18 protein-coding genes are annotated in these 23,511 nt (G+C 59.1%); 4 read left to right on the forward strand and 14 right to left on the reverse strand.

What is annotated here, in order from left to right:
- Positions 1–9: 9 nt before the first annotated feature.
- A complete protein-coding gene (locus tag ACM6IQ_RS29150; protein ID WP_414880486.1) occupies positions 10–2,289 on the reverse strand; it encodes an ATP-dependent DNA helicase in 2,280 nt (759 codons plus the stop codon).
- Entirely contained in the window at positions 2,286–3,938 is a 1,653-nt protein-coding gene (locus tag ACM6IQ_RS29155; RefSeq protein ID WP_414880487.1) for a VRR-NUC domain-containing protein, read from the reverse strand. Before ACM6IQ_RS29155 ends, ACM6IQ_RS29150 begins: the two co-directional genes overlap by 4 nt.
- Before the next feature lie 221 nt (positions 3,939–4,159).
- Here ACM6IQ_RS29155 and ACM6IQ_RS29160 point away from each other — a divergent pair, with 221 nt between their 5' ends.
- A complete protein-coding gene (locus ACM6IQ_RS29160; protein ID WP_017338772.1) occupies positions 4,160–4,384 on the forward strand; it encodes a YgdI/YgdR family lipoprotein in 225 nt (74 codons plus the stop codon).
- 64 nt (positions 4,385–4,448) lie between these two features.
- Here ACM6IQ_RS29160 and ACM6IQ_RS29165 read toward each other — a convergent pair whose 3' ends face one another.
- The 6 genes from ACM6IQ_RS29165 to ACM6IQ_RS29190 all read right to left on the reverse strand — a co-directional run bounded on the left by ACM6IQ_RS29165 (position 4,449) and on the right by ACM6IQ_RS29190 (position 12,854).
- Positions 4,449–6,296 carry a polyurethanase gene (locus ACM6IQ_RS29165; protein ID WP_414880488.1) on the reverse strand — a complete coding sequence of 616 codons (1,848 nt, stop codon included), beginning with the start codon at positions 6,294–6,296 and terminating at the stop codon, positions 4,449–4,451.
- 81 nt (positions 6,297–6,377) lie between these two features.
- Positions 6,378–7,754, reverse strand: coding sequence for a TolC family outer membrane protein (locus ACM6IQ_RS29170; protein WP_414880489.1), 1,377 nt, complete (start codon positions 7,752–7,754; stop codon positions 6,378–6,380).
- A gap of 2 nt (positions 7,755–7,756) precedes the next feature.
- Positions 7,757–9,091, reverse strand: coding sequence for an HlyD family type I secretion periplasmic adaptor subunit (locus ACM6IQ_RS29175; RefSeq protein ID WP_414880490.1), 1,335 nt, complete (start codon positions 9,089–9,091; stop codon positions 7,757–7,759).
- Positions 9,088–10,854: a type I secretion system permease/ATPase gene (locus ACM6IQ_RS29180; protein ID WP_414880491.1), complete on the reverse strand. Its 1,767-nt coding sequence runs from the start codon at positions 10,852–10,854 to the stop codon at positions 9,088–9,090. Before ACM6IQ_RS29180 ends, ACM6IQ_RS29175 begins: the two co-directional genes overlap by 4 nt.
- 80 nt (positions 10,855–10,934) lie before the next feature.
- Positions 10,935–11,321, reverse strand: coding sequence for an AprI/Inh family metalloprotease inhibitor (locus ACM6IQ_RS29185; RefSeq protein ID WP_017338767.1), 387 nt, complete (start codon positions 11,319–11,321; stop codon positions 10,935–10,937).
- 75 nt (positions 11,322–11,396) lie between these two features.
- Positions 11,397–12,854 carry a serralysin family metalloprotease gene (locus tag ACM6IQ_RS29190; protein ID WP_017338766.1) on the reverse strand — a complete coding sequence of 486 codons (1,458 nt, stop codon included), beginning with the start codon at positions 12,852–12,854 and terminating at the stop codon, positions 11,397–11,399.
- A 413-nt stretch (positions 12,855–13,267) separates the two neighbouring features.
- On the opposite strand from ACM6IQ_RS29190, the gene ACM6IQ_RS29195 reads away from it, so the two are divergent.
- The gene (locus tag ACM6IQ_RS29195) at positions 13,268–13,924 is read left to right on the forward strand and encodes an MliC family protein (protein ID WP_017338765.1); all 657 of its coding nucleotides are present in this window, start codon (positions 13,268–13,270) and stop codon (positions 13,922–13,924) included.
- A 44-nt stretch (positions 13,925–13,968) separates the two neighbouring features.
- Here the strand turns inward: ACM6IQ_RS29195 and ACM6IQ_RS29200 are convergent, their stop codons facing one another.
- The 4 genes from ACM6IQ_RS29200 to ACM6IQ_RS29215 are packed head-to-tail and all read right to left on the reverse strand — an operon-like array spanning position 13,969 to position 17,744.
- Entirely contained in the window at positions 13,969–15,054 is a 1,086-nt protein-coding gene (locus tag ACM6IQ_RS29200) for a polyamine ABC transporter substrate-binding protein (RefSeq protein WP_414880492.1), read from the reverse strand.
- Positions 15,055–15,101: 47 nt separating this feature from the next.
- Complete coding sequence (locus ACM6IQ_RS29205) at positions 15,102–15,443, reverse strand: cupin domain-containing protein (RefSeq protein ID WP_017338763.1); 342 nt, start codon at positions 15,441–15,443, stop codon at positions 15,102–15,104.
- Positions 15,444–15,471: 28 nt separating this feature from the next.
- Positions 15,472–16,878, reverse strand: a complete 1,407-nt coding sequence (locus tag ACM6IQ_RS29210; RefSeq protein WP_414880493.1) for an NAD(P)/FAD-dependent oxidoreductase — start codon at positions 16,876–16,878, stop codon at positions 15,472–15,474.
- A gap of 50 nt (positions 16,879–16,928) precedes the next feature.
- The gene (locus ACM6IQ_RS29215) at positions 16,929–17,744 is read right to left on the reverse strand and encodes an AraC family transcriptional regulator (protein ID WP_017338761.1); all 816 of its coding nucleotides are present in this window, start codon (positions 17,742–17,744) and stop codon (positions 16,929–16,931) included.
- 262 nt (positions 17,745–18,006) lie between these two features.
- Here ACM6IQ_RS29215 and ACM6IQ_RS29220 point away from each other — a divergent pair, with 262 nt between their 5' ends.
- Positions 18,007–18,279: a DUF1652 domain-containing protein gene (locus ACM6IQ_RS29220; RefSeq protein WP_031318908.1), complete on the forward strand. Its 273-nt coding sequence runs from the start codon at positions 18,007–18,009 to the stop codon at positions 18,277–18,279.
- Between the two features lie 56 nt (positions 18,280–18,335).
- Here ACM6IQ_RS29220 and ACM6IQ_RS29225 read toward each other — a convergent pair whose 3' ends face one another.
- On the reverse strand, positions 18,336–20,807 hold the full coding sequence (locus tag ACM6IQ_RS29225; RefSeq protein WP_414880494.1) for a UvrD-helicase domain-containing protein: 2,472 nt from the start codon (positions 20,805–20,807) through the stop codon (positions 18,336–18,338).
- 238 nt (positions 20,808–21,045) lie between these two features.
- Between ACM6IQ_RS29225 and ACM6IQ_RS29230 the strand changes: the two genes are divergently transcribed.
- On the forward strand, positions 21,046–21,741 hold the full coding sequence (locus tag ACM6IQ_RS29230) for a pirin family protein (protein WP_031318906.1): 696 nt from the start codon (positions 21,046–21,048) through the stop codon (positions 21,739–21,741).
- Between the two features lie 103 nt (positions 21,742–21,844).
- Here the strand turns inward: ACM6IQ_RS29230 and pgm are convergent, their stop codons facing one another.
- Complete coding sequence (gene pgm / locus ACM6IQ_RS29235; RefSeq protein ID WP_017338757.1) at positions 21,845–23,491, reverse strand: phosphoglucomutase (alpha-D-glucose-1,6-bisphosphate-dependent); 1,647 nt, start codon at positions 23,489–23,491, stop codon at positions 21,845–21,847.
- Between the last annotated feature and the right edge of the window lie 20 nt (positions 23,492–23,511).

Genomic DNA, 23,511 nt, shown 5'->3' on the forward strand with positions numbered 1-23,511 from the left:
TAAAAGTTCCTACTCGACAGAGAGCAAAATCGACGGGGCAACCGACCACCAGCGCGGCAGCAGCTGTTTGACCTTGCTGTCGCCAAAGCGATCATCGATCAACATCACCACCCCTTGATCCTGTTGGGTACGGATGACGCGTCCTGCTGCCTGAACGACTTTCTGCACGCCGGGAAACAGGTAGGTGTAGTCATAACCGGCTCCGAAAATCGCCGCCATACGATGTTTCAGCTGTTCATTGACCGGGTTGAGTTGCGCCAGTCCGAGGGTGGCGATAAAGGCGCCGATCAACCGGGCACCGGGCAAGTCGATGCCTTCACCAAACGCCCCGCCCAGCACCGCGAAGCCGATGCCCTGGCTGTGCGCGGTGAACTGATCGAGGAAGTCTTGACGCTGCCCTTCCCCCATGCCTCGGGATTGCGACCAGAGATTGATGTGTGGATGTGTCTCGGCCAGCAACTGCGCCACTTGCTGCAAGTAATCGAAGCTGCTGAAAAACGCCAGGTAGTTTCCGGGGCATTGGGTGAACTGCCTGGCGATCAGTTCGACGATCGGCGCCAGAGAAGACTGTCGATGGACAAACCGCGTGGAAATCTGGCTGACGATATGGACCTTCAACTGGTCAGCGTGAAACGGTGATTCGACGTCGATCCAGACTGTGCTCGCGGGCGTCCCGAGCAAATCGGCATAGTAATGACGAGGGCTCAACGTCGCGGAAAACAGCACGGTACTGCGTGCCGCCGTCAGGCGGGGTCGGATGAAACCGGCGGGAACCACGTTGCGCAGGCACAATTGCGACAGGTTGCGTTTGCGGTCAAGGTCGCGTTTGCTGATGTCGAACAGGAACTGTTCATCGAAAAGCTCGGCGACGCGACAGAACTGCAGCATGTCGAAATAGAAATTCTGCAAAGCGCTGTCCAGGCCCTGGGGATGATCATTGAGATAGTCGCCGATGCTCGCGCTGCATGACGACAATGCCTGTAGCAGTTTTTCCGGGGGTTTGTCGTAGGCCTGGTATGGCGCGAGTTGCAGGTTATGCAGGGCGTTCCATTCACGATTGACCCGTTGCAAGGCTTTCTTCAATGGCTCGGGAGCGGTTTTGCGCACACCGTTGAGCGTCGACTGGTCAAGGCTGGCGCTGTACATCTGCCGCCCGCGCTCCACCAGATTGTGGGCTTCGTCCACCAGTACCGCGACTTTCCAGTTGTTGGCCTGGGCCAGCCCGAACAGCAGCGCGCTGAAATCGAAATAGTAGTTGTAGTCAGCGACCACCACGTCGGCCCAACGGGCCATTTCCTGGCTCAGGTAGTAAGGACAGACACTGTGTTTCAGGGCGACGTCGCGCAAGGTGTTCTGATTCAACAGTGACAGCTCGCTGGCGGCCTGGCGCGCAGCCGGCAACCGATCATAGAAACCCTGGGCCAACGGGCAGGATTCGCCGTGGCAGGCCTTGTCCGGATGCTCGCAGGCCTTGTCCCGGGCAATCATTTCCAGAACACGCAACGGTGGCGCAGTCGCGCTGTCGAGAATGACCTGCGTCGCATCGAGCGCCAGTTTGCGCCCGGGGGTTTTCGCCGTGAGGAAAAACACCTTGTCCAGCTGCTGCGGCGCCAAGGCCTTGAGCATTGGAAACAGCGTGCCGACGGTCTTGCCGATACCTGTCGGCGCCTGGGCCATCAGGCAACGGCCGGTGCTGACGGCCTTGAACACGGACTCCGCCAGATGCCGTTGCCCCGGACGAAAATCGGCATGGGGAAATGCCAGTTGCTGAGCCGCGCCGTTGCGTGCTTCGCGATGGGCCATCTCCTGTTCAGCCCAGCGCAGGAACAGCTGGCAATGATGCTCGAAAAACCCCTTCAGTTCTTCAGCGCTGAACGCTTCGACCAGACAGGTTTCCTTTTCGCTGACGATGTCGAAGTACACCAGCGCCAGGTTGATCTGCGCCAGATCCAGTTTCTGACACATCAACCAGCCGTAGACCTTGGCCTGCGCCCAGTGCAGCTGACGGTGGTTGGTCGGTTGTTTGCTCAGGTCACCGCGGTAGGTTTTCACTTCTTCCAGGCAGTTTTGCACCGGATCGTAGCCGTCCGCCCTGCCCTTGACCTTCAACGTTTGATACTGGCCTTCAAGCGCGACTTCACCCTGATATCCGTCGCTGCGCCGGGACGCCACCGTCCGGTGGCCGACGATGCCTTCCAGCGCAGTCGGCGAGGGTGTGAAGCGCAGGTCGAGGTCGCCGACCTTGGCGGTGAACTCACACAACGCCCGCACTGCGATGCTGTAGCTCAAGCGCTCTGCTCCGCCCATTGCACGTAGCAGACGGCAATCGGCATCTGGTGTTCATGGCAGAACTCGAGCCAGCGCAACTGGTTGTCTTGCAGGCGATCGCCAGGGCCTTTGACTTCGATCATGCGATAGGTCTTGTGCTGCGGCCAGAACTGAATCAGGTCCGGCATGCCGGCGCGGTTGGCCTTTATGTCCAGCAGTAAACGGTTGAACCAGTGTTTGAGGTGCTCGGCCGGCAGACAATCAAGCGCCTGGTCGAGCAGGTTTTCGGTTAACGCGCCCCAGAACACAAACGGCGATTGCACGCCCCACTTGGCGGCATACCGTTCCCGGATCGTCTGGAGGTAACGCCCGTCATCGAGCTCGGCGAGGCAGGCCTTGAACAGATCGGCGCGTCGTGCATGGAAGTCTTCATTAAGCAGATCCACCGGCCCACGCTGGAACGGGTGGAAAAACGCCCCGGGCAAGGGCGCGAAGATCGCCGGCCAGCACAGCAACCCGAACAGCGAGTTGATCAGGCTGTTTTCGACGTAGTGCACCGGTGCCGAATCCTCCGCCAGATGCGCCTGTACGTAGAACTCCACCGATAGCGCGGGATCGACTCTGGGCAGTTGCAGCTCCAGGCGCAGCATTTCCCTTGGGGACGAACGTTTTGCTGGCGGCCCGCCAAGCTTGCGCCGCAGCCGGGGCAATACGCGCAGCAGTTGCTGTTGTTCGGCAGCGCTTTCCGGCGATTGGCCAGCCACTGTGGCCAGTTCCATGGCCAGTTGATACTCGCCACAGCGCTCCAGCACACGAATCAACCGCGCCCTCGCACCGGGCCACGCGCAGTTGCGGTAAATCCCCAGCGCATTGGCAAAATCCGCCACGCGCTCGCAGTGCTGACCGATCTGGAACAACAGCTTGCCGCGCCGTTTCTGCAACCAGGGATTGGTGAGTGTCAGCCCGTTGATCTGCTCGACAATCCCCGCCACCGCCTCGCCCGCTTCCAATCGCTGCTGGCATTCGTGAAGGAAGAAACAGGCATCCACGTCCTCGCGACTGCGCAAGCCTCGGGATTCCGCGCAGAACTCGACTTTTTCGTAGGTAAAGATGCCGAGGTCGGCCAGTACGAACTCCGACCAGTCCTGATAAAGATTGCCGAAGAACATCAGGCGCAGACGATCACACAGACCCATGATGGTCAGGCTGAACAACCGGTCTTCCAGGGGGGCGCACCATTGGCTAAAACTGAGTGCTTCGGGAAATCGCTCGCTCAGGGGCGGGAGCCACTCGGTCTTTTTGCCTTTGGGCTGATCAATGACGGTGCCGAAGCACTGTACGATTTCCGCCTTGAGCAATACGTCGAATAGCGTTTCGAGTGACAGCGGCGCCTGCTCATCGATCCAGCCCAGTTCCAGTAATGGCCCGGCGGCGCTGGCGATGTCGCCAATCTCGAGGTAATGCAGTTTGCCGGCCCGGAAATGAATCCCCTTGCGCATCACCATCCGTACCAGCAGCGCCCTGGACTCGCGGGGCAACCGGTTGAATTCACGGATGAAGGTTTGCTCCTCGACCGTCAGCACATCGGCATAGCGGTGCTCAAGCCAATCAAGCACTTGCGTGAAGTTGTTCAAGTAATAGAACGGATCGTCGAGCGGATTCTGGGTCACAGGAAAACAGAGCCATGGGGAGCGAATACTGGTTATGCGTACAGATACCAGCAACGCCCTGTCCGGTGCAAACGGAAAAGGATAAGCGGCGGCGTGATCGGGATTATTTCGACTGCCTGTCGAACTTTCCCGCGATCCATCGTACCAACCGCGTTAGAGGTACAGTGAAGATTGAAGGATTCGCAGCAGTCGCGCTGTTTTTTGGAGGATGAGAGGTGGTTATGAATATCAAGACTCTGGGTTTGCCCCTGGCTATGGCGGCGCTGCTGGCCCTTGCTGGTTGCTCGACGCCAACGGTAGTGACACTGCAGAACGGCACCCAGTATTTGACCAAGGACATGCCGAAAGCCAATAACACGGAAGGTTTTTACGAATTTGAAGATATTTCCGGGACGAAAGTGAAGGTCAAGGTTGATGAAGTGGCTACGGTTCGCAAGGAAGACTGAAGACCGCGTTATCGTTCATCGCGGGCAAGCCCGCGATGTGTCCCTTGCAGACGTCACATCAGCTTCAGGCAATAACAACACCGCCCAGGCTATCCAGCCCCACCCCGACCAACGTCACAGAATCACCGCCAAACGTTAGCACCGTATCGTTCCCGACCACCGTGGCATGAGCCCGGTAATCATCATCCGGCGCCACCCCCTGAACCCCGAGAAACACCAGTTTGTCATTCGCCTGATAACCCAACACCCGGTCATGGCCAAACGCGCCACTGAACAGGAACGTGTCGCTCCCGCCGCCCGATTCCATCAGGTCATTCCCCGCGCCGCCGACAAACACGTCGTTGCCTTGACCACCGATCAAATGGTCGTTGCCGTCCAGGCCAAACAACCAATCACCACTCACGTGAGCCTTTAGCGTATCGGCGCCCGCTCCGCCCTTCAGCGTCGAGGCGTATTGAGTCAGGTTGTTTCCCACCGCCAAACCGTTGGCCGTAACGCTGTGGCTCACGTCATCCTTGAACAGTCCCCAGAGAAACCCCGGCTCCCTGGTGGTAATGCTGCCAATGTCGCGGGTGATATTGATACCGCCCTGCCCATCGCGGATATACAGGTTGCCGGCGCCGTCATTGGCGAAATCGAAGTTTTTCACCGACTGCTGCAAGTCCAGCACATTGTTGCCCTTGCCACCCAGCACAATGTTGTAGCCACCACCGTCGCGGAAGGTGTCATTGCCATCGCGGCCTTCCAGGTAGTCGTTGCCCTTGCCGCCCTGGATCAGGTCGTTGCCGTCGCTGCCGATGATGAAGGTGCTGCCCTTATGGGTCTCGGCGTTGCGATTGAGGTCCTGGACCCAGGTGTTGCTGCTCGCCGGATCGGACAGGTTGGCGACAATAATGGTCGAGTCCTTGCTGGTCAGTTCATAGAACTTCGACTCGATCAGCCGGGCCATGCCATCGCCATAACCCGTGGGCAGGTGAGAAATCCAGGTCGGGATATTGAGGATGGAAAACGGCAGCACATTCCACGCCGTCGAGGCGTAATGATCGTTGAAGCTGACGATGTTGTTGGTCGCCGAGTCCTGATGAGCATCGTGCACGCCCACTGAAGACAGATTGAAGGATGAGCCGTCGAGCGCGCGGAATACCGGGTCGTTCTCATAACCGACGTTGAGCACTTTATCGGTGCTGCTTTGGGTCGGTGAGGCGTAGGCAATGTAGTTGGAGTCCTTGTAGAACCCGGCCCAGTTGTCGTTGCTCAGGTCCGCCAGGCTGTTGACCGCCAGACCGCCGAGGCTGTGGCCGCTGACCAGCACATCCTTGCCCGACAAGCCGTTGGCACGGGCCAATGCCGCGACATCGCCCAGCAAGTCGCCAAACGCTTCGCCCACGTAGTTCTTCGCGTAATCCTTCGGCCCCAATGCGGCGAGCAGATCGTTGATCACGTCGGCGACCGAGTCACTGATCAGGCTTTCCCGAGGACCACTGGTGCCGCGAAAGGCGATGCCGATTTCGCTGAGATGGCCCAGGGCGTCGTACTTGCCGAGGATTTCGACCTGGGCGCTGGTGAATCCGGCCTTCTCACCGAAGAAGGTTCCGCGGGCATCGACCTTGCCGTCATAACCCAATTGAGTCGCGGTAATGGGCGTCCAGCCAGCCTTCTGCACCGCGTCGAGCGCGGCTTTTTCCGAATCCGGATTCCATGGCACGCCGGGGATTACGCCTTGGGAGTCGGTGCCGCCAATCAGTGCGGTGACCAGCGTTGCCGGCAAACCGGGGCCAAAGCCGTGGTGTTGGTAACCGGTGGCAAAGCCGTTATCGAGGTTGTGATAGGAGTACAGCGTGATCGCCATGGCGTCGGTGAACAACGCCTTTGAATCTGCCGTGCCGAAGTTTTTGTAGTCGTACACACCCATGGTAAAGCCTCTCTTGTTGTTGGAATGCTGTACCGCTGTGCCCTCGCCACAGGTTTCCCTGACTCAAGACTCTGCACTGCTCTAGATATCCTTGCGGCGTGACGGCGGGCCTTGCCCAAACGCCTCGTCAACTTTGGCCAGGTCTTGCTCGCTCAGGGTTCCGGCGTAGTAATGCAACTTGATCCAGGCCATCAAATAGTCGTACCGCGTTTGGGCCAGGTCGCGGCGTGTGGTGTAGAGCTGTTGTTCGGCATTGAGCGCATCGAGGTTGACCCGTTCACCGCCAAGGATGCTCTGCTTCGTCGAGACCACCAGTGCTTCAGCGGACGCCAGGGCTTTCTGGTAGGCCCGCAACTTGCTCACCCCCGACTGGCACGCGCTGAACTGCCGGCGCAGTTCGATCAGTGTCTGCCGGGTCTGACCATCAAGCTGGAACTGCGCCTGCTCCATGGCGCGGCTGGCCTGGCGTGTCGAGGCGGAAACCCCACCGCCGGCATACAGCGGCACGTTGACCTCGATGCCGATGGTGTTGGTGTCGTAGCGCTGGTTGTAAGTGTTGCCGCTTTCCGATTCGTTCTGCCGCACCGAGGCGTAGGCACTGACTTTCGGCAGGTGCCCGGCGCGATTGCGTTCGACTTCGTAGCGCGCCACTTCCACGGCCTGGCGCTGCGACGCCAGGTTCGGGTTATTCGCCACGGCCATCTCGTGCCAGGTGTCGTATCGGGCGGGTTGCAGGGTGAAGGTCTGAAAGTCGTGATCAAGCGGTGCCAGATCGGCGATGTCGATGGCCGGCGCACCGATCAGCGCACCGAGTTCTCGCAAGGACGCATCCTGCTCGTTGCGCGCCTCGATTTCCTCGGCGGTCGCCAGTTCGTAACGGGATTCGGCCTCGAGAATATCGGTGCGCGTGCCCTCACCCTGGCGGAACATGTGTTCGTTCTGCTGGAACTGTTGTTCGAAGGCTTTCTTTTTCGCCAGTGCAATGTCGATCTGGTCTTGGGCGAACAGCGCCTGGGTATAGTTTTCCAGCACGCGTACCAACAATTCCTGGCTCTTGCCGCGAAAGGCTTCATCGGCGAACAGCGATTGCGCTACGCCTTTTCGGTACGCCGCATAGGCTTCGTAATCGATCAACGGCTGTTGCAGCGTCAAGGTCGAGCCATAACTGCTGTAGTTGCGATCATCGCGCTGATTTTGTCCGCGCTCGTTGAGGTAGGTGACCTTGGAAGTGTTGCGGCCCTTGTTGTAGGTGTAACCCAGGTGTGGCAACAGCCCGGCGCGGCCGATGGCGCGGTTTTCCAGGCCGGCATCGCGTTCCTTGATGGCGCCGAGAAACACCGGATCATTGCGCAACGCTTGTTCGTAGATGTCGAACGGGCCCATGGCCATTGAAGCGTTGCAGGTCAGCAACGCGAGACTCGCGGCGAAGAACGAAAGCTTATTCATACAGCGGAACATCCTTATTCCTCGGTTAACGCGGAACCTGCGCGGTCGAGCAGCGGTTTGAACAGATAGTTGAGGAGTGAACGCTCGCCGGTGCGCACGAACATTTCCGCAGGCATGCCGGGTTTGATCACCATCCCGTTGAGTTTTTCCATGGCCTGATCGCTGACACTGCTGCGCAGCACGTAATACGGCACACCGGTTTTCTCATCGACCATCTGGTCGGCGGAAATCAGGCTGACTTCGCCGGGTACACGCGGTGTGCGGCTCTGGTTGAACGCGGTGAACAGAATGTCCACCGGCAGGTGCGTGCCGACCTTGTCGATCAGGTTGATCGGCAGGTGCCCTTCGACTTCCAGGTGGGTGCCTTGCGGGACGATCTCCAGCAGGGTTTCGCCCTGACGCACTACGGCGCCTTCGGTGTGCACCCCGAGGTTGACCGCAATGCCGTCCGCTGTGGCAATGATCTCGCTGTGTTGCAGGTCGAATCCGGCAGAGGTCAGTTGCTCTTCAAGGGTCACGCTTTTGAGCTGCGCATCGGCCAGTTGAGTGCGGACTTCTTTTTGGTATTCCTCGATATGTTGTTGCAGCTTCAGGCGCGATTCGAGGATTCCCTGCTCTACCCGACCGCTTTCACCGGTGTTTTCTGCCAATTGTTGTTGAACTTGCGATAACTGGCGCTGGTACTCCATCAGCCGGTTGCGCGGGATGTAGCCGTTGTCCGCCAGCGGCTGCAGATTGCCCAGTTGTTGTTGCAGCGAGCTGGCCTGGGCCGACAGGTCCGAACGGGCGCGGCGCATGCCGGCCAGTTGCGCCCCGGCGCCCTCGATGCTGGCGCGCAAGGCGGCCTGTTCGCGGGAAAACGCTTCGCGGCGACTGCTGAACAGCTGCCGTTGGCCTTCCAGCACCAATGCCAGGCGCGGGTCAGGATCGCTGCTCAGCGCTACGGGAAAACTCACATGCTTGAGGTTGTCCCGCTCACTTTGCCAGCGAGCCAGGCTGGCCCAGGCCATGCGGTATTGTGCGCGCAGGGATTGCACGTCGGCGACGACTTGCGTGCGGTCGAGCTGGAACAACGGCTGGCCCTGCTTCACCGCCTCGCCTTCGCGGACCAGAATCTGGCTGACCACGCCGCTGCTCATCGATTGCACGGCTTTGCGTTTACCGGAGACCACGACCGTGCCTTGCACGGGAATGCCTTGGTCGAGCGGCGCGAGGCTGGCCCACGTAAAGAAACTGCCTGCACCGACAATCGCCAGTATCCAGCCCACGCGGGCGAAATAGCGCGCATCGCGTTCAGGGCGCTCGGCGATGTAATCGTGTTCCAGGGTGGCTTCGCTGTTGTTGCTCATACGCCCGAATTCCTTGTCGAGGACGGATACTGCCGGCTCATGCTCAGCCCGGCCGGTGCCTGCGCGGGCTTTTGTTCCTGAGCGCCGGCTAGCGCCTTGAGCACGTCCTGGCTCGGGCCGAACGCCTGCAAACGTCCATCATTGAGGACCAGCAATTTGTCCGCCTGGGCCAGCGCCGAAGAACGGTGAGTCACCAGAATCACGCTGGTGCCCTGGGCTTTCATTTGCGCAATCGCGCCGGCCAATGCGGCTTCGCCGACGGTGTCGAGGTTGGAGTTCGGTTCATCCAGCACCACCAGGCTCGGTTTTCCGTACAGCGCTCGCGCGAGCGCCACGCGCTGTTTTTGACCGCCGGACAACCCGCAGCCATCCTCGCCAAGCGCCGTGTCGTAGCCTTGAGGCAGGCGCAGGATCAAGTCATGGACGCCCGCCTGATGGGCCGCTTCTACGACTTTTTGCGGATCGGCCTCACGGAACCGGGCGATGTTTTGCGCGATGCTGCCGCTGAACAATTCGATGTCCTGCGGCAAGTAACCGATGTAGGGGCCGAGTTCGTCGCGATTCCAGCGATGGATGTCGGCGCCGTCGAGCCGCACGGTGCCACCGAGGGTCGGCCACACGCCGACCAGCACTCGGGCCAGCGTCGACTTGCCGGAACCGGAGGCACCCAGCACGCCCAGCACTTCACCGCTGCCGAGCTGGAAACTGACCAGGTGCAACGTCGCGCCCCGTTGTCCGGGAGGACCGGCACTGACCTGTTCGAAGGTGATCTGCCCTTTCGGCGCCGGCAACGCCATGGCGTCGTCGCTTGGTGGAAAGGCTTGAAGCAGCGCGTCGAGACGCCGATAGGCGAGTTTCGCGCCGCTCCATTGTTTCCATACGGCGATCAACTGGTCGATGGGGCTCAGCACCCGTCCCATCAGGATCGAGCCGGCGATCATCATCCCGGCCGTCATGTCGCCCTTGATCACCAGCAATGCGCCAAGTCCCAGCACGAGGGATTGCAGGCACAGGCGCAAGGTTTTGCTCAGGGAGCTGATGACCGCGCCGGTATCACTGGCCTGATTCTGCAGGCCGAGGAACCGCGAGTGCACCTGGAACCAGCGATGGCGCAAGGCGCCGAGCATGCCCATCGCTTGAATGGTTTCCGCGTTGTGCAAGTGACTGGTGGCCATCTGGCTGGACTTCTGGGAAAAAACCGCCGCCTCACCGAGCGGCTTTTTGGTCATCGCCTCGTTGAGACACGCCAGCCCGATCAGCAACACCGCGCCCGCCGTGGCAAACACGCCGAGCCAGACGTTGAACAGGTAAATCACGAACAGGTACACCGGAAACCAAGGCGCATCGAAGAAGGCAAACAGCGCCGGGCCGGTAACGAACTGACGAATATGCGTCAGATCCCCCAGCGACTGCCCGGCGTTGCCCTCGCCCCGGAACAGGTTGCGCTCGAAAGCCGCCTGATACACCCGCAGGTTGAAGCGTCGCTCCAGTTGGCTGCCGATACGAATCACGATGAAACTGCGGATAATCTCCAGCAAACCGATAAACACAAAGAACCCGACGACCATGAGCGACAACATGGCCAGCGTGGTTTCATTGTGTGAAGACAATACCCGGTCATAAACCTGAAGCATGTAGATAGAGGGCACTAACATCAGAATGTTGATCAGCGCCGTAAAACAGCCGACGCTGATCAGAATGCTCTTGTAGTCGCCCAGCGCCATAATTAACGGTGCGGTGACCGGATTCTTAGCCATCTTCATGCGCTCTTCCTGAGGTGTTATCCCTCGCCTGCCTGGCGAGGTTGTTACTTACACTTTAATAACAACTTGGAGGGTTTCGATTAATGCAGCGGGTGCTCAAGTTCAATGACCAGTCCGGTCTTCGAAGTGCCTCGATACAGTCCGTCACGCTGACGACTGAAAAACACAAGCTTCGACCCTTCCTTACCGGTGAGCGCGATGCCGTCGGGCTCGGGAAACCAACCGATCGGCTGCTCTCCCAGCCATCCAGCGAGGCACTCGGTGCCGTCGCCCAAGGTCTGGTTAGCTTTGAATTCCAGGGGGCAAACGTTCGATGGGTTGCCCTGCTGCGTCACCCGCCATTTACCCGCCAGTTCCGACGGGTCTGCCAACTTCAGGCTGCTTGCCATGGCTACATCTCCAAAAAACATCATGAGCGTCGCGAAAAGCCACGCGGTTGCTTTGCAGGTCAAAGCGTCTGGGATCATAAGGCGTTTTACTCAGGGTTGCGGCTCAAGGGACAAAGAGCGGCGCTTTCGGCGCCGCCCTCCTTTTGCCTTGAATCAGGCCACGATGTCCGAGAATGCTGCCTGGCCAACGGTACTGACCAGGAAGTCAGCCACGCCATGCCCGGAGAAGTCCACCGACAACAGGCTGTTGCCACCGGAGGTGGTCAGCACTGCATCGCCCGCCGCCCCCGTGAAGGCGCTCACAAAATGCAGGCCTGCGCCGTTGGTGATACCGCTCAGGTCGATCTTGTCGAGACCGCTGACAAAATCGAGGATCTGATCGACCGCACCCGGCTTGGAGTCGCTGCTGGCCGCGAACACGAAGGTGTCCGAACCGGCGCCGCCCCACAACGTGTCTGCACCGCCCGCGCCGTAAAGGATGTCGTTGCCGGCACCGCCCTTCAGCTCGTTGGATACACCGTTACCGATCAGCAAATCATTGCCCGAACCGCCGATGGCGTTTTCGACGGTAACGCCCTTGGCAATGGACACATTGCCCACCAGGCCGCCAACGTCGGAGAACGAGGCTTCATTGAGGTTGATCTTCTGGTTTTGGGTAAACCCGGAAAAATCCAGGGTGTCCTTGCCGCCCGCATCCCACACCGAAAACACGACCTTGTCCGACGACGAAGACGCGCTCAGGAAATCGCGACCGGCGTTGGAGTTGAAACCGTAGGTGGTATCGCCGGTCCGGGTGGTCGTATTGGCGCCGTAGAGCTTCTGGATGGCTGCGATATCGTCCATCAGCGGGCCCGACGAATAGGCTTCGACACCGCCCTTGCTGAAGTTCTGGCTGGTGTTGCTTTCACTCCAGTAGCTCATGACGCTGTAGCCGCGGGTGTCTTGCCCGTAGGACGCGTCGTTGTAGGTCGGTGCGCCTTCACCGGCGTTGTAGTCGCCGGGATGGGCCAGGCCCAGGGTATGACCGATTTCGTGGGTCAGGGTTTGCCGGCCGTAGTTGTTCAGCTCCGGGGTCTTGTTGGGCGTGTAGCTGCTGTTGGTCAGGTACCAGGAGGTCCCGTCGTAACCTGCGCCCGTACCGGGCAAGTAGGCGAATGCCGCCGCGCCGTCCTGACCGCCGCTGTAGTTGCCAAAGGTCATGTGACCGTCGCCGCCGGTGGCCTTGTCCGTGAACGTCACCTTGGCCACGTCGGCCCAGGATTGCATGGCGAGCACGGCCTGGGCTTTCTGTTGAGCGCTGAATTGGCTGAACCCGGTAATCCCGTGTTTGTTCATGGTGCTCGACGAGGCCGAGGTCAGGAACGTGTAGGTCAGTTCGATTTTGCCGCTGCCGTCCTTGTCCTGGTAGGCCGCACCGTCGCGCAGTAACTGGGTGGCAGCCTGGTCGACGGAGAACGACGGTTTGCCGTTGACCGTAAGGTTGCCGCCACGGTCGTACTGATGGCTGAAACCATTGATCTGATTGAACGCGGAACTAGAGGCAGCCAATACTTGCAAGGGCTGAAAGGCCAGCCCGGCACTCTCGATAGCGTTACTTTTTACTTTCGACATAAACACACTTCCTTGTATTGCCATGGAACAGTTTTAGTCAGATAGCGACAATCTCTGGCGAGATCGTCCTATCACTCGCCCAATGAAGGCGAAAGAAAACTGACACAATTGGAAATCAAACGTCCACTCCTTTTTTGACGTCAAGTTTGAGTGATCGGGAAAGTGCCCGGAAACAATAGGCATGCTGATCAAACATTGAATGTAAAATAATGAGCCGGCGTTATTGTCGGACAATCGATAATTTAATTATTAAATAAGGGTAAGTTGTTCAGGGCGCAATCGTCCGACTATTCATCTTGTGTTTCGTACACTTCGATCAGTGAAAAATTAGACTTTTCGAGGAATGTGACCACACTGAAATACCGAGTTATCGTTCTTCACGGGGCTCACGAAATGATCCGGGTGAAGCCTGCATGAAAATGCTCACGCCCTTTTTGGCCGCCCTCCTCGCCGCCAGCGCGTGCGCGGCGACGAACCTTTGTGCCATGGCCGGGACTTCTACGGTCCTGGCGACCAGCTTCGATTGCGCCAGGGCCACCGCCGCCGTGGAGAAGCTTATCTGTCGCGACCCCCAACTGAAGCAGATGGATATTGAACTGACGCGCCTTTATCGCCTGGCGCTCACGGACGTTCATTCGGTGCCGAGTCCTGAAAAAGTCGAGATCGAACAGCGGTTCTGGGCTGACGCCCGCAATCAGTGTGGCGCCGGGGCAGAGCCCAAGGCCTGCACGATCCGACGTTATGCCGAACGTGCGCATCAGCTTCGCCAGGGCTCGGCGATTGCGCGAACCAGGGATCCGAGCAGACTCACCGATGGCCCCATAGCCTTGCGTTGCGCAGGGCTCAGCGCGTTGATTGGCGCCACTTTCTTCAATGTCGAGCCGCGTGTCGTTTACCTGAAATGGGCAAATACCTCGGTCACGCTTATCCAGGTGCCGGATGATGCCGCGACCCGATACAACGCCAAGGACAATCGGGGGAACTACAGCTTCTGGCAAGACGGCAACGATGCTTTTTTCCAGATGCCGGGCTCGGGACGAATGAGTTGCACGGTCGAGCCCACTGGCTGATCGTGCAACGGGACGTCCTGTCCCGATGGTCTCGATCCAGCCTGTCAGCTTCCGGTGCGAATCTTGTTCCATACCCGCGTGCGGATCCGGTCAATATTCAGCGGCATCGCTTCCAGTGCAAACAATTTCCCCATCATTTCCGGGCTCGGGTAGACCTTGGTGTCGTTCTTGATCGCCGGGTCGATCAGACTGTCAGCCTGTTCGTTGCCATTGGCGTAATGCACGTAGTTGCTGATGCTGGCCATGACGTCCGGGCGCAGCAGGTAGTTCATGAAGGCGTAACCGGCTTTTTCGTCCGGGGCATCGACGGGCATGGCGACCATGTCGAACCAGATGGCGGCGCCTTCCTTGGGAATCGCATAGCCGATGTCCACACCGTTCCTGGCTTCCTTCGCACGGTTTTCGGCTTGCAGGATGTCACCGGAGAAACCGACGGCCACGCAGATGTCACCGTTGGCGAGGTCGCTGGTGTACTTGGACGAGTGGAAATAGCTGACGTAAGGCCGGACTTTCATCAGCAGCGCTTCAGCCTTTTTGTAGTCTTCCGGGTTCTTGCTGTGATGCGGCAGGCCCAGGTAGTTGAGGGCTGCCGGGAGCAATTCCGGACCATTGTCGAGGATCGCCACGCCGCACTTCTGCAGCTTCGCCATGTTTTCGGGCTTGAAGATCAGGTCCCAGGAATCCACGGGGGCGTTATCGCCCAACACCGCTTTGACCTTGGCGATGTTGTAGCCGATGCCGGTGCTGCCCCATAGATATGGAAAGCCGTGCTCGTTGCCCGGGTCGTTGGTCTGCAAGGCCGTGAGCAAGACCGGATTCAGGTTCTTCCAGTTCGGCAACTGGCTCTTGTCGAGCTTCTTCAGCGCCCCGCCCTGAATCTGCCGGGCCATGAAGTGGTTGGAGGGGAACACCACGTCGTAGCCGGATTTACCGGTCATCAACTTGCCGTCGAGGGTTTCGTTGCTGTCATAAACGTCGTAGCTGAAGCCGATGCCGGTCGCTGTCTGGAAGTTTTTCGTGGTGTCCGGTGCGATGTAGTCCGACCAGTTGTAGATCTTGACGGTCTCGGCTGCGTGGCTGAGGGACACGACGAGCGCCAGTGGGGCCAGTGCCAGGGTCTTTCGGATCATGAGTGGATTCCTGTGTAGGTTTTTTTTGTTGGCAGGCAATCAGAGGATCAAAAAATCAAAACGTAGGTCTTGCGCACGGTTTCCTGGATGTCCCAGATACCGAGGCTGTTGGCTGGCAACATCAGTGCATCGCCGGCTTCTATGGAGAGGGTTTCACCGTCGTCCGGGGTGAAAGTGCAGCGTCCCTGGATGAAATGACAGAATTCCTGGGCCACGATCTGCCGACGCCAGCGACCGGGGGTGCATTCCCAGACGCCGGTTTCGACGCCATCGTCGCGTTCGACACTGGTGGTGGACGCCACCGCCACGGGGGTGCCCAGCGGCACGGCGACCGGGTTTGATTCCTCCAGCTTCAGGGTGGCGGTGTTCTTGAATTGCGTGATGCTCATGGGAATACCTTTCGATGTAGAGAGCGCTTTACTGCATGAAACCTTCCATGAACCCGGCAACCCCACTGGCCAGTTTGCGCCGCCAGGGCGCGGTAGCCGGGTTGGCCAGGGTCTGGTCTTCATGGACGAAGCTGCGGATGATCGCGTTGTAGCCGAGCCAGCGGCATGGCTCCGGCTCCCAGGCTTTGAGCACGTCGAGACCGCCTTGAGGGATGACCCACGGCTGATGAACCAGGTCGGTATCGCGCTGCAGGATCAGATCGGCCAGGGTTCGCCCGCCCAGGTTGCTGGCGCCGACGCCCTCCCCGCCATAACCGCCAGAAATCGCAATGCCGCTCGCTTGATCGCACAACATGTGCGGCTTGAACCGCCGGGACATGCCCAGGTTGCCGCCCCAGCCGTGAGTGATGCGTACGTGCTTTAGTTGCGGGAATAGCTCGCCGAACAGGTAACGGCGCAGTTCTACTTCGCTGGTAGTCAGGTCGAAGTCATGACGCAGTTTGCCGGCAAACTGATAGCCGCCCCTCGCACCGAACACCAGACGGTTATCCGCCGTACGCTGGCCGTAAGTGACCTGGCGGCTGCTTTCGCCAAACGCCTGGCCGCGACTCAGGCCGATTTCGTCCCAGGTGGCAGCGGACAGCGGCTCAGTTGCCACAATCAAGCTTTGCACCGGCAACTGGTAACGGCCCAACGGTGGCAAGGTAGCCGCGTAACCTTCTACCGCCGGAACGATCCAGCGACTGCGCACGGTCGCTTTTGCCGTGCGCAGGCTGCCCGATTGCCAATGGGTGACCGGGCTGTTTTCGTAAATCCTGACGCCCATGCGCTCCACCGTCCGAGCCAGTCCTCGTACCAGTTTTGCCGGGTGAAGGGTCGCGACGTGCGGTGCATAGATACCGCCATATGGCTTGGCAATTCTGATTTGCTGCGCCAACTGCTCCGGGCTGAGCCAGCGGTAATCACTTTCGCTCAGGCCTTGTTGGTAGAGCTTGTCGAGATAGTGCCGCAGGCTGGCTTCCTGTTCCGGATAGCGCGCGGCGCAATACAGCGCCCCGCCTTTGCGAAAATCGCAGTCGATGCCTTCACGTTCGAGGACAATCTCCACTTCATCCGGAATGCTGTGCAGCAGATCATAAGAGGCGCGGCGCTGTTCGGCCGATAGATCGGCCAGCAAGCGGTCTTCGCCAAGGATATTGCCCATCAGCCAGCCGCCGTTGCGGCCCGAGGCACCAAAACCGGCGGTCTGCGCTTCAATGATGGCGATGTCCAGGCCCGGCGCCAGACGTTTGAGGTAGTAGGCGGTCCAGAGGCCGGTGTACCCCGCGCCAATGATGGCGACGTCGACGTCCAGATCCTGTTCCAGCGCCGGACGCGCCAACAATGGCTCGTCGAGCTGGTCCATCCACAAACTGATAGTGCGCCACGCCGGCATGCAAGACTCCGCCACTCAAGTTTCGATGGCGTTGATCCTAGTGCGTGGGCTCAGAGGCTGTCTTGCGCGCGTGCACGCAAAGAAATTTGTTTAGCGTAGGCCTTCGGCGACAGGCCGGTGTGCTGACGGAAACAGCTATAGAACGCCGACAGCGAATTGAAGCCGGCGGCAAACGCCAGTTCATCGATCCGCAGCGGCGGCGTGGCGGTGTCCAGTGTGGCGAGCAGATGCTGTAACCGGGCCTGGTTAACGTAGCGATAGAAACTCTGGCCCAGCACCTGATTCAGCAGATAGGAAATCTGATTGCGACTGTAGCCGCACTCCTTCGCCACCCGTTGCAGGTCGAGCTCGGGGTCCAGATAGGGCTGCTGACGCTGGAAATACTGTTGCAGGTCTTGCGCCATGAAACTCAGCTGACGCGGCGACAACCCGAGCCGACTGGCGGCCGGACGCTGATTGTTGGCGGTTTTGCTGACGGGGCGCTCATGCATCAGCGAGGCGTACTCATTGACCCGCCAGATCAGCCCGTCGCGCACGGTAATCGCCTCACTGGCACGAAAGGACACCAACCCTTCGCCACCGCGCAGGGTAATGCGGTACTGAATGAATGCCGTGTTGCCGTCCAGTCGAATGCGGTCCGAGTGCTCCAGCGCTTCATCGGGATCGCGTGGCATGCTGCTGCGCACATACTCGCGCAACTCGTCGAGACCCATCACACGGTTCTGGAAAAAGTCGTTGTACTGAACATCCGGGTGATAAAGCGCCATGACCCCGTCCAGGTCCCGGTGTTTCCAGCGCAAGTGATAGCGCATGACCGTCTCGCTCGTGGCCTGGGTTTGCAGCGGACCATCATCATCGGCGGGCATAAAGGTCTCGATGAGAAAAAAGCGAGCTTGCCGAAATTCAGCCCCGGCTTCAACGTCGATTCGATAATGGCTTTTTGCCTATCATTGTGGCGCTGTGATCTGAATCAAAAAAAACTGAACCAATCGCTAAACGGCCTGAAAAATCCACATTATTTTCACATCCGGATGCTACTTTTAAATGCAGTCACCGGTTGAGCCAATGAAGGCTCTTCCCTCCTACCATGAGCTAACGGAAGCGCTCGATGAAGAAGGCGGGCAACATATGAATAAAGGGTTCAGTAAAGTCACCTTTCCAAACGCCTGCCAGCTGATGCGCTGGCATTTTCATCCCATGGGTTTTGAGGCGAGCATGGATGCACCGGGCAGCATGATCGCCCGTCTGTTTGACCGCGCCAGTGGCGAGACCATGATCGCCATCGCTGGTATACCCTGCGCAACAGTCATGAATGCCGCGGATGTGGAACGCATAATCGAAGCGGTGGAGGATGAACTTGAGTCTTTCATTCCACCGGCAGCCCTCAGGAGTTATGCCTGAAGGCTCAGTCAGCCGTAAAAAAGCCCACGTCAGGTGGGCTTTTTATTGTCCGCTGATTAACCAGCCTTGCCCGCGCGGTGATCGGCAAAGAATGGTTTGCCCTTGCCGATCTTATCGGAAGCCTTCGGCATGTTCGCCGCCTGAGTGTCCTGACCATCGACGTACCAGTAGCAATGACTCACCGCACGCGTGATGCCGACATAGGCCAGTCGCAGAATCTCGTCTTTTTGTGCGTTATCGTAAGCTTCTCTGTCGCCAGCCTTGCCCAGACCTGCCATGCGGTAGACCTGATTCTTGTAAGGCGAACTGGTCAGGTGCTGACAATCTCCCAGCAGAAACACCGCATCGGCCTGAAGGCCCTTGGCGCTGTGATAGGTCAATTGCTTCAATCGACGCGACTCGTACGGCAAGCTAGAATCTACATTAACTACAGACTGAATATGCTCTTCTATCAATGACTTATCGCTACTTTTTCGATAAAGCATCAAGATTGAGTCACCCTTTCTGTAGTGCTCCATCAGCCGCATGGCCATGCCCTTATCGTCGCGATCCAGCACATTCACTGGAAGCAACGACCTGGCCTCGCCACTGGCCCTGGCCTTTTTCCCGGCAATGGCGGGCGCGGCGCGCACGATATGTTCGGCGGCATCGATGATGTGCTGATGGCTGCGATAATTGTCACTGAGCATGACCTTGGTGGTGCTCGGCGACGGGAATTCCTTGTTGAACTCCATGAAGTACGTGGGTGAACTGCCGCGCCATCCATAAATGGACTGCCAGTCATCACCCACGCAGAGCAGCGACGAACGCTGCGCGCCGCGACCGACGTGCATGGCCGGGCCACGACTGCGAATTTCCGCCAGACTGGCACGAATCCAGGAAACGATCTGCGGCGATACATCCTGAAATTCGTCGATCATCAGGTGCGACAGCGGTCGCAGCAATTCGTCACTCAGCAGCTTCTGATTTTCCGGGGAGTGCTCGCTGAACAAGGCAAACATGCGGTTGTAGGTCATCACCGGTGGTTTTTGATCCAGCAGATGATCTTCCAGCGCACGCCAGTAAAGACTCAAGGCTTCGAAGAAAAAACGGTCCGGGTCGTCCTTGGCGAAACTCATCTGGCCAACCGCGCCCGGAACATCCAGGCCCAGGTTCTCGATAAATCCAGCCGCTGCGACAAAACAGTCGAGCAACGGCGCGGAACCGAGTTCGCCCTTGACCTTGTAATCGAACCCCGGCCCGGCGCTGGCATCCCCTGCGAGCGAAGCCAAAACACGTTTTGAAGATTCGTAACTATCCAGCCATATCAAAGGCTTACGACAGAAAGCTTGAAACAGTGTTCGCTTTACAGCCCACTCGGCACGAACGCTGAGCTTGGCATTCGGGCGGCTGACCTGCGGGTTTTCCCGCGGATCGAACCCCAGCACCACCCAGGCGTCCAGGCTTGGAATGTAGCCATGGCAGTGAAACGTCGAGCCGTTGATATCGAACGACTGACGATTGGGCTCGATGCCCTTGATCGGCCAGGCACCGGCGCGGAACCACAAGTCCTCGATGAAATCGCACAACTCTTCATCTCGCTTCGCGGCCAGTTCGGTCACGGCCATGCGCTTTTGCACGTCCGGGTGATCGCGCTCCAATTCCTTGAGCTGCAAGGCATGGCGGGATAACGGCGTGATCAGATTGCGAAAACGTTCATCGCGGGTGTGCAGGTTGTGATAACAGGCGTTGAGCTGCTGACGCTGGGCGTCATTGATGCGAAGGTCGAACGGATTGCTGTCGGCCTCCTCATCGCTATTTTGAGAGCGGTGGCTGAGGTTTTCGAAGGCTTGTAGCCGTTCGAAGCCCGGCAGACTGCGCACCATCGGCAGGATTCGCGAATGGAAGGTCCGCACCAGATCCCGTGCTTGTTTGAAGCTCAGCTCTCGGCCCCAGAGCGCAAACAGCTCGATCAGCTTATTGATGAAGTCCTTGCGCGACTCACGCGTAAACGTCACCACGGTCATCGAGTCAAGTTCGAAACCCAGGTAGTGAGTCAGCAGCAAGATACGCAGCACCAGCGTGGTGGACTTGCCCGCCCCCGCGCCGGCGATCACCGATGTTGATGGCGTGTCGCTGAAAATCATCTTCCACTGTGCAGCGCTGGGCTGGGCATGGGCTGGCAGAAACCGGGCGACGTCAGCCTTCATGCGCTTTTTCAAGTCAGCACTCAGCGGTAGGCGCCAATCATCGAACAGGTTGTCGTCGACGCTGGGTGGGCGGTGTTCGGTCGAACGCGAATCTCGGATCAGCAACACCTGCCGACCTTCCTCCAACCCTTCGAGCTTGCCTTCCTTATAGCCATAATCCACCCCCGCGATGTGGCCACTGCGGAAGCCATCCGCCTGGCCATGCAACCATGACGCGCGGTGTTGCGCGCGCAGCCGGGTCAGGCCATGGCCGAAGAACCGGGCCGCAAGACGCTTGAGCAGCGGCATCTCGGCCAAGGGACGAAGTTCAGGAGGAAGATCGGGGGTGTGTTGCGGCACGCGGACTGACTCCAGGGTGTGAGGCTGTTGAAGACTATGGTGTCTGCATTTGCCGTTGAGTTCTAGTGAAATGCTTACAGGTCATCGGCTTATGCGATGAAGTGAAGGCCGGGTGAGAATGTTTCGAGGCTATTTCACATCAATTTATCCGATGATACTGAGGCATTTTTTACGCTTTTTATCGATCAGTCCCTGACGGATGATGCTCGCCATCAAAAACCCATTTCAGGAGACGATCATGCTCGAACTCAGACCTTTCAACTCCCTGGGCGGCGCCCACCACGGCTGGCTGGATGCTCATCACCATTTTTCGTTCGCCGAGTACCACGACCCAAAACGTATGAACTGGGGCAACTTGCGGGTGTGGAACGATGACGTGATCGCCTCCGGCACCGGCTTCCCGAAACACCCCCACCGGGACATGGAAATCATCACTTACGTTCGTGAAGGCGCGATTACCCACGAAGACAACCTCGGCAACAAAGGCCGCACCGAAGCGGGCGACGTTCAGGTCATGAGTGCCGGCACCGGGATCGCACACAGCGAGTACAACCTGGAAGCCACCGAAACCAGAATCTTCCAGATCTGGATCATCCCGAACGAAACCGGCCTGGCACCGTCTTGGGGCGCCAAGCCGTTCCCGAAAGGCCAGCGCGAAGGTTTCGTGACGCTGGCCAGCGGCAAGAGCGGCGACGACCAAAGCCTGCGGATTCGTGCGGATGCGCGGCTGGTGGCCGCGAACCTGAAGGCTGGCGAGTCTGCCGAGTATCGGCTGGACAGCGGCCGTCGTGCTTACCTCGTGCCAGCCACGGGAGTGATTGAAGTCAATGGGTTGCGCGCACAAGCTCGAGACGGTGTTGCAGTGGCCGATGAGCAGGTGTTGCGGGTAACGGCCATTGAGGACAGTGAGATTGTGTTGGTGGACCTGGCTTGATGGGGTAAATGCAGGGCAAAAAAATGGGCGACCAGAAATGGCCGCCCATTTTTTATAAGCCATTGTGGCCAGGAAGCTTGCTCCCCCACCACAGGGCACTCGATCACTTCGCGGAAATAGCGCCATCCACCAATGTTTGCGCTTCAGCCACCAACTGCTTCAGGTGTTCGTCACTGACGAAACTTTCGGCGTAGATCTTGTAGATGTCCTCCGTACCCGATGGACGCGCCGCGAACCACCCGTTTTCGGTCATGACTTTCAGACCGCCGATGGCCTGGTCGTTGCCCGGCGCATGGCTGAGGATGCTCTGGATCGCTTCGCCCGCCAACTGGGTCGAGGTGACCTGTTCCGGCGACAACTTGCTCAGCAGGGCTTTCTGCTCCGGATTGGCCTTGGCGTCGACTCGCACCGAGAACGGTTCGCCCAGTTCGTCAGTCAACGCGCGATAAGCCTGGCTTGGGTCACGACCGGTACGAGCGGTCATTTCTGCTGCCAACAGCGCCGGGATCAAACCGTCCTTGTCTGTACTCCAGACACCGCCGTCCTTGCGCAGGAACGACGCGCCGGCACTTTCCTCTCCGCCAAACCCCAGCGAGCCGTCGAACAGCCCGTCCGCAAACCATTTGAAACCGACCGGTACTTCGTACAGGCGACGGCCCAGACGCTTGGCCACGCGATCGATCAGACCGCTGCTGACCACGGTTTTGCCCACGGCCGCATCAGCGCGCCATTGCGGACGGTTCTGGAACAGGTAGTCGATCGATACCGCCAGGTAACTGTTCGGCGCCAGCAAACCACCCGACGGGGTCACGATGCCGTGGCGGTCGTGATCCGGATCGCAGGCGAACGCCACGTCGAAGCGTTCTTTCAAGCCGATCAGGCCTTGCATCGCGTGGCTGGATGACGGGTCCATGCGGATCTGGCCATCCCAGTCGACCGTCATGAAACGGAATGTCGGATCGACCTGCTTGTTCACCACGTCCAGGTCCAGCTTGTAATGTTCGGCAATCGCCGACCAGTAGCGAACCCCTGCTCCGCCCAGCGGATCAACGCCCAGATGCAGCTTGGCACCGCGAATGGCATCGAAGTCGATCACGTTGATCAGGTCGGCCACATAGGTGTTGAGGTAATCATGACGATGGGTGGTGCTGGCCTTCAGCGCCTGTTCATAGCTGATGCGTTTGACACCAGCGAGCTTGTTGCCCAGCAGCTCGTTGGCCTTGGCTTCGATCCATTTGGTGATGTGGGTGTCGGCCGGGCCACCGTTGGTAGGGTTGTATTTGTAGCCACCGCTTTGCGGCGGGTTATGGGACGGCGTGATGACGATGCCGTCCGCGAGCCCCGAGGTGCGGCCGCGGTTGTAGCAGAGGATCGCGTGGGAAATCGCCGGTGTCGGGGTGTATTCATCACCCTCGGCAATCATCACGGTCACGCCATTGGCCGCCAATACTTCGAGGGCGCTGGCGCCGGCCGGGGTGGACAGCGCGTGGGTATCGATGCCGACGAACAGTGGCCCGTCGATGCCCTGGGCTTCGCGGTACAGGCAGATCGCCTGGCTGATTGCCAGGACGTGCCATTCATTGAAACTCAGGTCGAACGAGCTGCCCCGGTGCCCGGACGTGCCGAAGGCGACGCGTTGGGTGGAGATGGCGGCATCGGGCTGGCCAGTGTAATAGGCCGTGACCAGTCGCGGGATGTCGACCAACGATTCTGCCGGTGCCGGTTTGCCCGCAAAAGGACTGAGTGTCATGCAAAACCTCTGAAATAGAG

This window comes from Pseudomonas sp. IT-P100 (assembly GCF_949767185.1).
GTDB classification, from domain to species: domain Bacteria; phylum Pseudomonadota; class Gammaproteobacteria; order Pseudomonadales; family Pseudomonadaceae; genus Aquipseudomonas; species Aquipseudomonas fluorescens_B.